11 protein-coding genes are annotated in these 14,932 nt (G+C 55.7%); 5 read left to right on the top strand and 6 right to left on the bottom strand.

The genetic code is table 11. The features are described from left to right. Nucleotides 1–23 precede the first annotated feature (23 nt). A complete protein-coding gene (locus AC6I8A_RS09445; RefSeq protein ID WP_497818366.1) occupies nt 24–2,417 on the bottom strand; it encodes a glycoside hydrolase family 31 protein in 2,394 nt (797 codons plus the stop codon). Nucleotides 2,418–2,432: 15 nt separating this feature from the next. After that, complete coding sequence (locus AC6I8A_RS09440) at nt 2,433–3,737, bottom strand: MFS transporter (protein ID WP_497818365.1); 1,305 nt, start codon at nt 3,735–3,737, stop codon at nt 2,433–2,435. 230 nt (nt 3,738–3,967) lie between these two features. Between AC6I8A_RS09440 and uxuA the strand changes: the two genes are divergently transcribed. From uxuA to AC6I8A_RS09420, 4 genes are all read left to right on the top strand, one after another. Next, nucleotides 3,968–5,161 carry a mannonate dehydratase gene (gene uxuA, locus AC6I8A_RS09435; protein WP_256696402.1) on the top strand — a complete coding sequence of 398 codons (1,194 nt, stop codon included), beginning with the start codon at nt 3,968–3,970 and terminating at the stop codon, nt 5,159–5,161. Further along, complete coding sequence (gene uxaC, locus AC6I8A_RS09430) at nt 5,158–6,573, top strand: glucuronate isomerase (RefSeq protein ID WP_497818941.1); 1,416 nt, start codon at nt 5,158–5,160, stop codon at nt 6,571–6,573. The genes uxuA and uxaC overlap by 4 nt, the downstream gene beginning before the upstream one ends. A 123-nt stretch (nt 6,574–6,696) precedes the next feature. Then, nucleotides 6,697–7,473, top strand: a complete 777-nt coding sequence (gene uxuR, locus AC6I8A_RS09425; protein WP_256696401.1) for a Uxu operon transcriptional regulator — start codon at nt 6,697–6,699, stop codon at nt 7,471–7,473. 46 nt (nt 7,474–7,519) lie between these two features. Beyond that, nucleotides 7,520–8,413, top strand: a complete 894-nt coding sequence (locus AC6I8A_RS09420) for a LysR family transcriptional regulator (protein ID WP_497818364.1) — start codon at nt 7,520–7,522, stop codon at nt 8,411–8,413. 98 nt (nt 8,414–8,511) lie between these two features. Here AC6I8A_RS09420 and AC6I8A_RS09415 read toward each other — a convergent pair whose 3' ends face one another. The 4 genes from AC6I8A_RS09415 to AC6I8A_RS09400 all read right to left on the bottom strand — a co-directional run bounded on the left by AC6I8A_RS09415 (nt 8,512) and on the right by AC6I8A_RS09400 (nt 13,444). After that, on the bottom strand, nt 8,512–9,894 hold the full coding sequence (locus AC6I8A_RS09415; RefSeq protein WP_497818363.1) for a M24 family metallopeptidase: 1,383 nt from the start codon (nt 9,892–9,894) through the stop codon (nt 8,512–8,514). Between the two features lie 590 nt (nt 9,895–10,484). Beyond that, on the bottom strand, nt 10,485–11,777 hold the full coding sequence (locus AC6I8A_RS09410; protein ID WP_497818362.1) for a PQQ-dependent sugar dehydrogenase: 1,293 nt from the start codon (nt 11,775–11,777) through the stop codon (nt 10,485–10,487). Further along, nucleotides 11,774–12,196: a DUF2231 domain-containing protein gene (locus AC6I8A_RS09405; RefSeq protein ID WP_008110043.1), complete on the bottom strand. Its 423-nt coding sequence runs from the start codon at nt 12,194–12,196 to the stop codon at nt 11,774–11,776. Before AC6I8A_RS09405 ends, AC6I8A_RS09410 begins: the two co-directional genes overlap by 4 nt. Before the next feature lie 132 nt (nt 12,197–12,328). Beyond that, nucleotides 12,329–13,444, bottom strand: coding sequence for an ABC transporter substrate-binding protein (locus tag AC6I8A_RS09400; protein ID WP_497818361.1), 1,116 nt, complete (start codon nt 13,442–13,444; stop codon nt 12,329–12,331). 322 nt (nt 13,445–13,766) lie between these two features. On the opposite strand from AC6I8A_RS09400, the gene AC6I8A_RS09395 reads away from it, so the two are divergent. Then, nucleotides 13,767–14,921 carry a mandelate racemase family protein gene (locus tag AC6I8A_RS09395; RefSeq protein ID WP_256696395.1) on the top strand — a complete coding sequence of 385 codons (1,155 nt, stop codon included), beginning with the start codon at nt 13,767–13,769 and terminating at the stop codon, nt 14,919–14,921. Nucleotides 14,922–14,932: the final 11 nt, after the last annotated feature.

The following is a 14,932-nucleotide window of genomic DNA, read 5'->3' as shown; positions in this document are numbered from 1 at the left end:
TTCAGGGCGACCCATAACAAAGATTACGCCGCAGCAATATCCGCTAACACTGCTTCTGCCTGCGCCTTATCCACCGCTACGCCATCAATGAACAGCTGGCGCTGTTCACCCGGCGGCAACATCACGTTCAGCGTTTGCCAGGCCGGCTGGAAGCTGCCTTTGCGCTGGAAGTTGAGGTGGATTGCCTCCGCATCGCTGCGCATTTCCCAGTTGAGCCATAGCGCATTGCCCTGCTGATAACCCCAGCTTTCGCCATCATCCTCAAACAGCACACCATGGCTGACGCCTTTGCCTTTCAGCGGGAACAGCTGCAAAGTGCGGCGATCGTCGGTTTTAGCATCAACATGACGCAGGCGCTCGCTGAGTGGCAAGCCCGCCCCGGCGCGCACCAGCATCGGCTGGGTTTCCAGCGGAGCCGCCAGCGTGATCCATTGACCGCCGCTGTACCATTGCTGGCTGGCAAAGTCATACCAGCCGGTTTGGTTGTCAGGCAGCCACAAACGACGTTGGCGCTGACCGGGCTCGACCACGCTGGCCACCAGCAGATCGCGGCCCAGCATAAACTCATCGCACTCGGCGAACGTCTGCGCATCCTGTTCATGATCGAGGAAAGTCGGACGCAGCATCGGTTCATCGTCAGCATGCGCCTGCCACAGCAGCGTATAGAGATAAGGCAGCAGACGATAACGCAGTTCAATCGCGGCGCGGATCGCAGGCGTAGCCGCCGGATACATCCAGGGTTCATTGACGGTGTGATCGTCATTCCATGAGTGGATGGTGAAACGCGGATGCATCACGCCATTCTGTACCCAGCGCACAAACAGTTCTGCATCTGGTTTATCACCGGAGAAGCCACCCACATCATGTCCCACGTTGTACAACCCGGACAGGCTCATGCCCAATCCCATGCGGATGTTGTAACGCAGCGTGGTCCAGTTGGTGCGGTTATCGCCGCTCCAGGTTTGCACATAGCGCTGCATCCCGGCGCAGCCCGAACGGGAAATCAGGAACGGACGTTTATCCGGCGCGAAACGCTGCTGCGCTTCCATGGAGGCGCGCATCATCAGCAGCGGCATCACCGGGCGAATGTGTTTGATGGCAATTGGCGTACCGAAACCGTGGCAGCGCGCTTCGCCATCCCACACTTCATATTCGTTGTTATCGTTCCAGGTGGAATCGATGCCCTTTTCCAGCAACTGTTTGGTGACGTTTTCCTGCCACCAGGCAACGGCTTGCGGATGGGTAAAATCGAGGTGTGAACCTTCATCATCCCAGAACACCGAACGCTCAGGTGCATCCTCTTCAGAGTCACGAATAAACAGGCCTTGTTCCGCCACTTCGTTGTAACGCGGATGATCCTGCAAAAGGCACGGTTTGATATTAGCGGCAAGGCGCAAGCCCGCGTCGTGAAACGCCTGGCTCATCACTTCCGGCTGCGGCACTTTGTCGTGGTTCCAGTTGAACACGTAGCGCTTGTTGTTAATCGAGGTGTAACCGGACGAAAGCTGGAACGAATCGCACGGAATATCGTGTTCTTCACACAGGCGGATAAAGTTCATCAGCTGATTTTGCGCGTCCGGCGCATCGGTGTAATGCATGGTTGAACCGCTGTAGCCAAGGCTCCATTTCGGGCCGAACAGCGTTTTACCGGTCAGACGCACAAAGGCTTTGGTGATATCCAGCACCTTGTCGCCAACAAACAGGTAATAGTCGATATCACCGCTTTCGGCCTGCCAGCGGCGATACGGCTTGTGATAGTTATCGAGCTCATTACCCAAATCAAACCAGCTGCTGCTGAGATTATCGTAATAGAGACCAAAGCTGACGTCGGTGCGGCGCGTGATGGTAAACGGCACATGCTTATACAGCGGATCGGTCGCGGCCGCGTTGTAGCCCATCGCATCAAGGTTACGCATCTCATAGCGCTGGCCGTTACGCTGCAAATCACCGCTTTTCTCGCCGAGGCCGTAATAACGATCGTCGTTCATGCGGCACTGATAGTGCGCCACGCCGTCACCGTGCGCGTTGATTTGATAAGCACTGGTTGGACGGTCGCAGGTCAGCAGTTGCCATGCGCCGTGGCTGTCGCAATATTGCCACTCCAGCGCCAGCGGTTGATGGACGATCACCCGCAGCTTATCGGTGGCGACCACCAGCGTGTCGCCCTCTTCTTCCAGCGTGAACGATGGCAAGGCGAAGCCGGCCAGGCTGTCGCGCTGACGCCCTTCCCACGGCACATCGCTTTCAGGCGCGATGCTCCAGGTGCGGTCAAGGCTATACGCGCCCTGACGTTTAATCACCACGCGGAACATGCCCGTTTCCAGCACATACAGACACAGCCTGTGTTTGCCGTCGACGGTTAACGCCACGTGGTGCGCATCGGATCCGGCTAAAGACCAATTTTTTAACGTTTTCATCGTTATCTACTCTTTTCAGGCGCGCTGTGCGCGACGTTCAGCAAGAAAAGCAATCAGGAAGACCGCACCAATCAGGTCGAAGAAGCCCATGGCGACAAACAGCGGATTAAATCCAATGGTGTCGGCGGTAACGCCGATCAGCAGTGAGAACAGGAAGCTGGAGATCCACGCGAACGAGCCGCGCATGCCGTTGACGGTAGCCATCTGGCCTTTATCAAACTTCTCCACCACCAGCGCGCTCAGCATGCAGGAGATGATCTGATGACCGAAGCCACCAATCGAAATCAGTGCAATCGCCACATACGGGTCTTTGGTCACCGCCACCGCAGCCAGTGACAACATCAGGAAGGCTCCGGTTACCGAACTGGCGACCACTGAATTGACTTGGGTGAAGCCAAAGATCTTAGTGTAAAGGCGCGTCAGATAGCCGCTGGCAGCGCTACCAAGATCGGCGGCGAGGAATGGCAGCCAGGCGAACATAACGATCTGTTTAAGATCCATACCCAGCTCTTTTGCCAGATACAGCGGCACCCAGAAACTCAGTACGCCCCACGCCGGTTCCGCCATGAATGCCGGAATGGCAATGCCGTAGAAACGCTTGTTCTTCGATACGCTTTTCAACGCGGTAAAGAATGGCAGTTTCACTGCCGGTGGTTCGTTGTCCTGGCGGATGAAATCCAGTTCGGATTTCGACAAATTAGGGTGCTGATCGGGATCGCGATACAGCCACCACCACAGCAACACCCAACCCAGTGCCAGCGCGCCGGTGAACAGGAATGCGCCCTGCCAGCCGCCAAACGCCGCATGGGCAAAGTAGATAATCGGCGGTGCCAGCATAGCGCCGAGGGAGAATCCGACACCCGCCCAACCCGCGGCGATAGGACGCTCTTTTTTCGGGAACCATTCACCAATTACTTTGGCGTTGGCTGGCGTGGCAGCGGCTTCTGCGCTGCCCATAACAAAACGCAGAATCGCCAGATGCAGCCAACTGCCCGCTCCAGCATGGAATAAACAGGCAATGGCCCACACCGAGGCACAGATCAGGAAGCCGACTTTCAGGCCAATCACATCAATCAACCAGCCACAAATCGGTTGGAAGAACGTATAGGCCAGCTGGAAGGCACCGACGATGTAGGAATATTGCTCGGTGGTGATGTTAAGGCTGTCTTTGAGCTCTGGGGCCAGCAGCCCTAACGAGTTACGCGTGATGTAATTGACTGTCACGCCGGCTAAGAACAGCACCAGCACCCACCAGCGCATATGGCGGAAGGTGCGTTTGGTGTCTGCGGCGGTTATCCCTGGATTTAAACTGCGGTTCATCGGGTTCTCCCTAAGTGAATCATCTATGACCATTCGCCAGGAGTGAACCACAGTTGCGAAAAGTGGTCGCCAGCTTGATGTCGCAAATGTGATCTGGTTAACCAAAATCACTCGCCAGGTTGACTTAACTGTACAAAGAGCAGAGTTTTAACCGCGAATCGCGTGGTGAATGTTTGAAGTAACACGCTAGCAAGGAATATTGGTCAACCAATCGTGAGTGAGGTAACAACATGAAGCAGACCTGGCGCTGGTACGGCCCCAACGATCCTGTCTCTCTGGCCGATGCGCGCCAGGCGGGCGCAACCGGCATCGTCACCGCACTGCATCACATCCCCAACGGCGAAGTGTGGTCAGTCGACGAAATCATGCAGCGTAAGGCGCTGGTGGAAGCCGCAGGTTTGGTGTGGTCGGTGGTGGAAAGCGTGCCGATTCATGAAGAGATCAAAACCGGCAGCGGCCGCTGCCAGCATTGGATCAGCAACTATCAGCAGTCGCTGCGCAACCTGGCGCAATGCGGCATCAAAACCGTGTGCTACAACTTCATGCCGATCCTCGACTGGACGCGCACCGATCTCGAATATCTGCTGCCGGATGGGGCGAAAGCCCTGCGCTTTGATCAGATTGAGTTCGCGGTGTTCGAGCTGCACATTCTGCAACGTCCCGGTGCGGAGCAGGATTACAGCGCCGAAGAGATCGCCCAGGCCGCTGAACGCTTTGCGACGATGAGTGAAGAGCACCGTAACCGCCTGATGCGTAACATCATCGCCGGTTTACCGGGCGCTGAGGAAGGTTACACGCTGGATCAATTCCGCGCCCAGCTGGCGCGTTATGAAGGCATCGGTAAAAACGAACTGCGTGAGAATTTTGCCACCTTCCTGCGCGCCATTGTCGCGGTGGCCGAAGAAGTGGGCGTGCGCATGGCGGTGCATCCGGACGATCCGCCGCGTCCGATTCTTGGTTTGCCGCGCATTGTTTCGAACGCCGACGATCTGCAGTGGATGATCGATACCGTTAGCAGCCCCGCCAACGGTTTCACCATGTGTACCGGCTCGTACGGCGTGCTGGCAGAGAATGATTTAGCCGGCATGGTCAAACGCTTCGGCCCGCGCATCTACTTCGCGCATCTGCGTTCCACCAAACGGGAAGAAAACCCCAACAGCTTCCACGAGGCCGCACATTTGGGTGGCGATGTGGATATGTTTGCGGTGATCAAGGCCATTGCCGAAGAGGAACAGCGCCGTAAAGCTGCGGGCGAGGAAGATTTGATTCCAATGCGTCCCGACCACGGCCACCAAATGCTGGATGACCTGAAGAAGAAAACCAATCCCGGCTACTCGGCGATTGGTCGACTGAAAGGATTGGCTGAAATTCGCGGCGTCGAACTGGCGATCCACCGCGCCTATTTTGCTCAGGAAGCCCAATAATGCGCTTTATGGATGAAGATTTTCTGCTGCAGAGCGACATCGCGCGGCGCTTGTACCATGACTTCGCTGCGGATATGCCGATCTACGATTATCACTGTCACCTCAATCCGCAGGAGATTGCTGAAGATCGTCGCTTCGCCAACCTCGGCCAAATCTGGCTGGAAGGCGATCACTACAAATGGCGCGCGCTGCGTGCTGCCGGTGTGGATGAGTCGTTAATTACCGGCAAGAACACCAGCGACTACGACAAGTATCTCGCGTGGGCGCAAACGGTGCCAAAAACCCTGGGTAACCCGCTCTATCACTGGACGCACCTTGAGCTGCGTCGTCCGTTTGGCATCACTGATACGCTGTTTGGCCCGGACACCGCGCCTGCTATCTGGCAGCGCTGCGCGGAACAACTGGCGACGCCGGAATTCTCCGCGCGCGGCATCATGCGCCAGATGAAGGTGCGCATGGTGGGCACCACCGACGATCCGGTTGATTCGCTGCGCTATCACCGCCAAATCGCCGAAGACAGCAGCTTTGATATTGACGTTGCGCCGAGCTGGCGTCCGGACAAAGTATTTAAGATCGAGCTGGAGGGTTTTATCGACTATCTTGGGCGTCTGGAAGCCGCCGCCGATGTCGCCATCGACAGCTTCGATGCGTTACGCCGCGCGCTGTTACGTCGCCTTGACCACTTCTCCGCTCACGGTTGTCGCGCATCGGATCACGGCATCGAAACCCTGCGCTTTGCCCCGGTGCCTGACGACAGCGTGCTCGATAAAATTTTGGCGAAACGTCGCTCTGACGATGTGCTGGATGAGGTGGAAATCGCCCAGTTCAGCAGCGCGGTGTTGGTGTGGCTCGGCAGCGAATATGCGCGGCGCGGCTGGGTGATGCAGCTGCACATCGGCGCGATTCGTAATAACAGCACGCGCATGTTCCGCCAGCTTGGGCCAGACAGCGGGTTTGATTCGATTGGCGATAACAATATCGCCTGGCCGCTGGCGCGCCTGCTGGATGCGATGGACCTCAACGATCAGCTGCCGAAAACCATTCTCTATTGCCTTAATCCGCGCGATAACGAAGTGCTGGCCACCATGGCAGGCAACTTCCAGGGCGCGGGTATCGCTGGCAAGGTGCAGTTTGGCTCCGGCTGGTGGTTCAACGATCAGCGCGACGGCATGCTGCGTCAGCTGGAGCAGCTGTCGCAAATCGGCTTACTCAGCCAGTTTGTTGGCATGCTGACCGATTCGCGCAGTTTCCTTTCCTACACGCGCCACGAATACTTCCGCCGTATTCTGTGCAATCTGCTGGCGCAGTGGGTGCAAGAGGGCATTGTGCCGCATGATGAGCCGATGCTTGGCAGCATGCTGCGCGACATCTGCTTCAATAATGCCGAACGCTATTTCGCTCTAAACGCTTAGTAATGAAGGCCTGACACTGCACGTCGTGACCAGGCCGATTCTTATTCGCTATGCTATAGTGCGCGTCTCTGAGTGAGGCTGTATCAGAGGTTGTGAATCCTTTAACACACAGAAAAGAGCACGATGAAAACTCAAACTTCAGCACAGCGCCCTTATCAGGAAGTCGGGGAAATGCTCCGCCAGATGATCACCCAGAAGCAGTATGCGGTGGGCGAACGGCTGCCGCCGGAGCGCGAACTCGCCGCACTGCTGGACGTGACGCGCACGCTGGTGCGTGAAGCGCTGATCATGCTGGAGCTCGAAGGATTAATCGAGGTGCGTCGCGGTGCGGGCATCTACGTGATTCACGACTCGCCGCAACAGCCTGTTTCGCTTCACAAGGCCAGCAACGATGCCGGACCTTTTGAGATGTTGCAGGCGCGCCAGCTGCTGGAGAGCAATATCGCTGAGTTTGCCGCGCTGCAAGCCACGCGTGAAGACATCATGAAGATGCGCCAGGCGCTGGAGCTGGAAGAGAAAGAGCTGGCTTCCGGTGCGGTCAACCAAAGTGAAAACGGCGATCGTGATTTCCATCTGGCGATTGCCGAAGCCACGCACAACAGCATGCTGGTTGAGCTGTTCAAGCAATCCTGGCAATGGCGCGAAGATAACGTGATGTGGAGCCAACTGCATCGCCACCTGGTTAACAACAATTACCGTAAACAGTGGCTCGACGATCACAAAAAGATCCTCGCGACGCTGATCAAAAAAGACGCGCGCGCCGCCAAACTGGCGATGTGGCAACATCTGGAAAACGTGAAGCAACGGCTGCTGGAGTTCTCAGACGTTGATGATATCGATTTCGACGGCTATCTGTTTGAATCCTGGCCGCTTTACGCCACCAACAATCCGCCTAACTAATTTGCGTGTCCTCTTTTGACGCCACGACAGTAATAAGGTCAACCACATGCTGCGGGAAAACTTCAACGACCTGATCTATTTAGTGATGGTGGCGCGCGAATGTAGCTTCACGCGCGCCGCAGCTAAATTAGGCGTGTCGCAATCGGCATTAAGCCACTCGATTCGCGGTCTTGAAGAGCGATTAAACACACGTTTATTAACGCGCACCACACGCAGTGTCGCGCCAACCGAAGCCGGTGAAAACCTGATTCAGAGCGTGGCACCGATGATGGCCGATATCGAGAAGGCCCTGCTGCAACTAGCCGATAATCAGGGCAAGCCGTCGGGGAATATTCGTATTACCGCCGGTGAACATGCGTTGTCTTCCACATTATGGCCGCTGCTGAAACCGTTTCTGCAAGCCTATCCGGAAGTGAATGTTGAGCTCTCTGTCGATAACACCTTAACGGATATTGTCAGCGGACGTTTCGATGCTGGCGTGCGACTGGGTGAAAGCATTGAGAAAGATATGGTGGCGGTGCGAATCGGCCCGGACTGGAAAATGGTAACTGTTGCATCGCCTGACTATTTGCAAAAGCACGGCATTCCCGCCACGCCCTACGAATTGCAGAATCACAACTGCATTAATATGCGGCTTCCTACGCTGGGAGGATTATATAGCTGGGAGTTCAGCAAAGATGGCAAAGATATTCGCGTTAAAGTTGAAGGGCAGCTGATATTTAATAATCTGGCTTCGCGTATTGATGCGGTGCTGGCCGGCATGGGTATCGCCCATGTCCCCGAGGATACCGTTAAACAGCATATCGCCAACGGCGAACTGCAATGCCTGCTTGAAGACTGGACTGAACCGTTTAGTGGATATTATCTCTATTATCCAAGCCGCAAACAGCACACCGCTGCATTTGAGAAATTCATCGAAGCCATTAAATATAAGGGCTGAAAGATCGTCAATTGAACCTTTAGGTCACCATAAATGGCGACCCTACATTGAGCACGATTTTGTAGGGTCGCCATTCATGGCGACCTCAGCGAATAACATCAACTCACCACGCTTAACGCGAGATCTTTGGCTAAAAAGAACGGCCTTAAATACGCCACGCTATTCGACAGCGGCAAGATTTCATCGCTGAGCTGAATGCCGATGGTTTCGCGCAGATAACGGCGGCGGGTTTCGATGCGTTGCCACAGCGCCGGATATTGATTGCGGATGTCGCTTTGCAGCGCCGCATCAGCCAGCAGCACGCACTCTTCGGCGCTGGCACCGTTGTAGCCTGGCACCGACGGGATGATATCAATTTGCAGCATCATGCCGCTCTTGAGCAATTCGCTGGAATAGTGATAAATCGGCGAAGACATCCACTCTTCGTCCGCCACCAGATGTCCTGGATTGAGATGCCAGCCGAAGCGCTCTTTTGGTAACACCTGCTCGACCAGCGCATACAATGCCCCGCCGCTCATGCCGCAGCGAATATTTTCCAGCCACGCTACCACCGCCGAGAAATAGGGTTTGGCGATGCGATCCAGATAATCTTGCTGAGCTGACGGCAGTTCGCTTTGCTCGGCAATAACAAAACCGCTGCGGCTGGAGAGCCCGCCTTTGAAAGCGGTGGTCAGCGAGAGCGGATCGCCGCGCTGCACTTTTTTGTAAGTGGGATAGAGGTTCGCCTTGTCGAAACGACTGCCGGTCGCGGCGATGGTCACCACCGTGTTGCATTGCCCTTCGGCGTGCAGTAACGCGCCCAACTCGGTTTCACGCACGCCCACTTCGATGGCATTCAGCGCGTCCAACATGCAATTTGATGCGAGGTTTGCGCCATATTCGTAATGCGCGATTTCATTGGCATTGCAGGTGGTGCGCGCGCCGTGATCGCCAATAAATAAGTGGATGGCATTTTCTAATATGGCGTTATCGCTAAGCGTGCGCTGAATGGCGTCGACGATAAAATACGGCAAATCAAACATTGCACGCCTATTACCCGCAGCAGGCGTAAACATCTTCCAGCCCACCAGCCCGACTTTATGGCCGTTGGCTAAGCCAGCGTCTTTGAACAGGCTTTCCAGCGGCGCTTCATTGTCCATCGGCTGATTGGGTAGCGAGAAGTATGGCGTGTGCACCAGTGCAGCAGAGGTGCGTGAGAAGCGCGCCATTTTGAGGTTTTCGTTGCCCAGCACCAGCGTGCAAGCTCCGGAGTGATTCAGCAGCAGCAATCCTTCTTCGAAACGCGGGATAAATCCGGTGAGATATTCGAAATTGCCGCCGTGTTCCTTGTCGGCATAGATCACCAACCAGTCAAAACCCTCGCGCTGCATGCCCGCCAGCAGCGCGTTTTTACGCGCCTGCAGCGTGTCATCGGTGAGAAAAACCGGTTCAACGTCGCTGAACGTCACTGGCGCGCTAATCGGCCCTAACGTGATTGCCATGATGCACTTCCTCGCATTACAGAATGAGATGAGGATAGTAGCGTTTTTAGCGCAGCGGACTTTGATCCACGCGAAAAAAGGCGGAGGGGTGAGCTCCGCCTTGTCTCAAGTTCCGATCAGTGTGCCTGACCGGTCAGTTGCAAAAGGGCAACGATGATTTGAAGAATGATGCGGACGATGTCCAGCAGCAATCGAACAAGTTCCATCACTTTCCTTCTCCTCTGAGAGGAGCGCGCCTTTCAGCGGCCGGGGCTTTGACTCCACCCGCCGACCGCCTAAGCACAATTGTGAGGAGTGCTGAGCGGCTCTCATTGTAAAAGCCACAGGCCAGCACCACCTGAAACCTGCCGGGATTTGACTATCCGCGCCCCTGGAGTCATCAGAAAAACAATGAGGCTTCGCTCGTCACTCAACACCTGTATAACCATACAGTATTATGGCAAAACTTGAAATATATCGCCGCACATTTTATTATCGCCTGTGTGAGGAGTGCTGAGCACCCCGTTCGCGGCGCGGTTACCAGCCGGTTAGCGAACATAAAAAAAAGGATTTGGCTTAACGCCAAATCCTTTTTTATTACCCGCGATTAATTATCTGGCGGAACTGATACGCCAAATGGTATTTCCCGCATCATCGGCAACCAACACGCCGCCCTGTTGATCGGTGGCTAAACCCACCGGCAAACCGCGCACCTGCTTTTGATCGTCGGTCAGGAAACCGGTCACCACCGGCTGTGGCTGCCCTACCGGTTTACCGTTCTCGAATTTCACCCACACCACCTGATAGCCGTTGAGCGGCGTGCGGTTCCAGCTGCCGTGCTCGCTGATAAACGCGCCGCCGCGATACTGCGGCATATTATCCGCGCCGTAGAACAACAAGCCGAGCGGTGCAACGTGTGAGCTCAGGGCGTAATCCGGTTTGATCGCTTTCTCAACCAGGTCTGGCCTTTGCGGCTGTGCGCGTTCATCGACATGTTGACCATAATAGCTGTACGGCCAGCCGTAGAAGCCTTTGTCCTGCACCGACGTCAGGTAATCCGGCACTAAATCCGAACCGATTTCATCACGTTCATTGACGACAGCCCACAGCTTGCCGCTCTGCGGTTCCCACTGTAAGCCGGTTGGATTGCGCAGGCCGCTGGCATAAATCCGGCTGGCGCCGCTGGCCGCATCCACTTCAAGCACCGCCGCACGGCGATACTCTTCGCCAATACCGTTTTCCGTCACGTTACTGTTCGATCCCACGCCGACATACAGCTTGCTGCCGTCGGGGCTGGCGAGCAGCGATTTGGTCCAGTGATGGTTAATCGGCCCGCCCGGCAGTTCGGTCACTTCTACCGGCGGCGTGCGGATCTCGGTTTGCCCGGTTTGATACGGGAATTTCACCAGGCTATCGGCGTTCGCCACATATAGCGTGTCGCCCACCAGCTGCATACCAAACGGCGCCGTCAGGTTGTCGATAAAGCGATGTTGCTCCCATTTGCCGTTAACGTTCCGCAACAAGGTGATGCGATTGCCGCCCTCGCCGCCCTTGCCGGACGCTTTCTGCACAATGCCCATAATCAGCTGTTTTGGCGCGGTGGTCGGTTTCGGTGTGCCATTGGATTCCGCCACCAGCACGTCATTGTTCGGCAGCACCAGCACCTGACGCGGATGCTGCAGATTGTCGGCGATCTTTTCGATCTTCAACCCATCCGCCACTTTCGGCATTTCACCGGCTTTCCACGGCGTGCCTTCCGGCACCTGCATCGGCGGCATAAAGAAGTTCTGCGCCTGCGGCAGTTCAGGATTTGGACCAATTTGCTTTTGAGGATCGATCAGCGCCCCGTCGTCACAGGCGCTGAGCAGCATCGCGATGGCTACCGCACTGAGTAAGTGTTTCATACGCGACCTCCTTGCGTGCGACGTTCGCGCAACACCAGCTGCACGTTAGCGATCAGCAGCAGCGCCACCACCAACGTCGACAGCGTCACGCCCAGTGGCACCACCGCGTACGCATCGCGACTGTGAATAAAGGCATTCACCACCGCCAGTACGATTGCCAGCAGCGACAGCCAGAAATGGGTTTTCTCATTCGGCCGCGCGCCACGGAATAAATAAACCAAACTGATTAATCGTGGCAGGATAGCCAGCACCAGACCAATGGTGATCAGCCAGCTGGCCGATTTGGTCCACATGATGACGAAGGTTTGCAAATAGAGGATATCGAAAAACCAGGCGGCAACAAAAAAGCCCAGCGGCAACGGTTCCAGCAGCGTATACAACGTCACACCGAACACCGATCTTCCTGAGGTATGAAACATTACTCTCTCCCTTTTACCGTATTAACATCAGATGGCGCACGCGTTTCGCTTTTCTGAAACAACGTGCCACCACCTGTGAAATATTAGTAAAGATAAACAGTAACGTTTAACACTTATCTAACACGTTCAAACTTAAGACTTATCTGCCGGCAGGCTTACCCAATAACCCGGCTGATAGGGCAATGGCAGGAACTTTTCGTGGAACTCACGGAAGGTGGCGTCCGGATCGAGATCGGCAAACAGTTCAGGATGCAGCCACTTCGCCAGCGCCTGAATCGCGACAAACTGATATGGGCTGTCGTAGAACTGATGCCAGATGGCATGCGCGTTACCGTTGTGCGCGACCGGCAGCGTTTTGAAGGCATCACGCATCATCAGCAGCTGTAAACGCGCCGTCGCCTCTTTTACATCTGCACCGGGACCCACGCCGACCCATTTGCCAACGGTGTTGTAGTTTTTCCAGTTCGCGCCCGTCACCACCACCACATCGGGACGGCTGGCGATGATCTGTTCTGGATTGACGGTGCCGAAGGTGCCTGGAATCAGATCTTTGGCAATATTGCTGCCGCCCGCCAGTTCCACCATCTGACCAAAGTTTTCGTTACCAAACGACATGCAGCACTCGTCGGTATAGCCGCCAGCGCGATCAATCATCACTTTCGGGCGCGTGCCGTTAAAGTTCTTTAGGCGATCGGTCACCCTGGCGATTTGCGCACGACGGAACGCCACGATCTCTTCGGCGCGCTGCGGATTGTTGACCAGCTCGCCCATAATGCGGATGCTTTGCTCAGCATGTTCCATCGGCTTCTCACGGAAGTCGATAAACACCACCGGCACGCCCACCGCTTGTAACTTCTCGATCAGCTTGCCTTCATCGGTCGCGGCTTTGGATTCGAGGTTCATCAGCACTAAATCCGGCTTCAGCGTCAGCGCCTGCTCGACGTTAAAGGTGCCATCTTTCGCGCCACCAAAGGTCGGCAGCTTTTTGATCTGCGGATATTTCTTCTCATACGCCATATAACCGTCGTAATCGGCTTTATGGAAATCGTCGCGCCAGCCCACCACACGCTGGAACGGCGCAGCGGTATCAAACGCCGCCAGCAGATACATCTGGCGCCCTTCGCCGAGAATGATGCGTTTGGATTCTTCTTTGACTTCAACCTGTCGTCCAGCCACATCGGTAATCGTTTTAGCAGAAGCGTGACTCGCCACCGCCAGTAACCCCAGTGCAAACAGCCATTTTTTCATTTGATCTACCCGGAATGATAATGATTATTATTAAAATTTCGCGGCGTCACTATTACCTGGCTGACAGCAAATGAAAAGCCCCGAGGACACATTTTTTTACATTCCCTCCGCTTTTTCCCACTGTGCAATCGCTCACAAAATGCCCTTCATTCGTGAAAACCCTCACAGCGCACCGGGCAAATGCCCAATTAATCGCCGCGCTATCCCGCGCTTTGGCTAATGCGTAAACGAAATGTGAACGCTAAATTACAAAATGAAACAGCGTTTTATTTTTATGTTAATGCCCAGCTGGGCACGCTACCGAGTTGAAGGAGAAGTTACCGTGAAGATCAGTGCCATTGATGTCACCCTGTTTAGCTACCCTACGCGCCGCGTCTCTGACAGCGCCGGACATTCGCATCCCGGCGCAGAGACCGATGCGCAAATGGCGCTGCTAACCCTCACCAGCGAAGATGGCGATTGCGGCTACGCCTTCGCCCCGGCCGAAGTGATTCGTCCGCACGTGGTGAACGCCTTCTTCCGCAAAGTGCTGATTGGGCAAAACGCCTTTGATCGCGAACGTCTGTGGCAGGATCTGGTGCATTGGCAGCGCGGTAGCGCCCATCAACTCACCGAACGCGCGTTGTCGGCGGTGGAACAGGCGCTGTGGGATTTGATTGGCCGCAAACTCAAGCAGCCAGTGCATAAGTTGCTCGGCGGCTATCGCGAGAAAATTCCTGCTTACGGCAGCACCATGTGTGGCGATGAGCTGGAAGGCGGATTATCCACGCCCGATGAATATGCGCGGTTTGCCGAAAAGCTGGTGGCGCGCGGTTATCAGGCCATCAAACTGCACACCTGGATGCCGCCGGTGTCGTTCGCGCCAAGTCCACAAATGGACATCAAAGCTTGCGCTGCGGTGCGCGAAGCGGTTGGTCCAGACATCGCCCTGATGCTCGACGGCTATCACTGGTACAGCCGCAGCGATGCGCTCACCATCGGTAAAGCGCTGGAAAAACTCAATTTCGCCTGGTTCGAAGAGCCGATGGAAGAGGAGAGCATGGCGTCGTACGCCTGGCTGGCGGAAAACCTCAGCATTGACGTGCTCGGCCCGGAAAGTCTCGGCGGCAAACACCACAGCCGCGCCGATTGGGTGCGTGCCGGTGCCTGCGACATTCTGCGTGCCGGTGCGAACGGCGTTGGCGGCATCTCCGCCACCATGAAAGTCGCCAGCCTGGCCGAAGCCTTTGGTATGGATTGCGAAGTGCACGGCAACGGCGCCGCCAGCATCGCGGTAGTGGGCGCCATCCGCAACTGCCGCTGGTACGAACGCGGTCTGCTGCATCCGTTCCTTGATTACGAACAGCCACCCGCCTATCTCAACGCGCTGGTTGATCCGATGGATGCCGACGGTTTTGTGCATCTGCCAACGCGCCCTGGACTTGGGGAGGACATCAATTTTGCGTGGATTGAGACTCACACGCTAAATCGCTGGTAAGCGCCCAACAC

It is taken from the genome of Pantoea sp. X-Soil-ISGK-275 (genome assembly GCF_059730795.1).
The sequence above is the reverse complement of the archived record's forward strand: the minus strand, read 5'-3'. Positions and strand labels throughout refer to the sequence as shown.

Excerpts from the sequence above, each read along its gene's own strand:
- AC6I8A_RS09440 (WP_497818365.1), bottom strand. The coding sequence starts at position 3,737 with ATGAACCGCAGTTTAAATCCAGGGATAACCGCCGCAGACACCAAACGC.
- AC6I8A_RS09410 (WP_497818362.1), bottom strand. The coding sequence starts at position 11,777 with ATGAAACACTTACTCAGTGCGGTAGCCATCGCGATGCTGCTCAGCGCC.
- AC6I8A_RS09420 (WP_497818364.1), top strand. The coding sequence starts at position 7,520 with ATGCTGCGGGAAAACTTCAACGACCTGATCTATTTAGTGATGGTGGCG.
- uxuR (WP_256696401.1), top strand. The coding sequence starts at position 6,697 with ATGAAAACTCAAACTTCAGCACAGCGCCCTTATCAGGAAGTCGGGGAA.
- AC6I8A_RS09445 (WP_497818366.1), bottom strand. The coding sequence starts at position 2,417 with ATGAAAACGTTAAAAAATTGGTCTTTAGCCGGATCCGATGCGCACCAC.
- AC6I8A_RS09405 (WP_008110043.1), bottom strand. The coding sequence starts at position 12,196 with ATGTTTCATACCTCAGGAAGATCGGTGTTCGGTGTGACGTTGTATACG.
- AC6I8A_RS09400 (WP_497818361.1), bottom strand. The coding sequence starts at position 13,444 with ATGAAAAAATGGCTGTTTGCACTGGGGTTACTGGCGGTGGCGAGTCAC.
- AC6I8A_RS09415 (WP_497818363.1), bottom strand. The coding sequence starts at position 9,894 with ATGGCAATCACGTTAGGGCCGATTAGCGCGCCAGTGACGTTCAGCGAC.
- uxuA (WP_256696402.1), top strand. The coding sequence starts at position 3,968 with ATGAAGCAGACCTGGCGCTGGTACGGCCCCAACGATCCTGTCTCTCTG.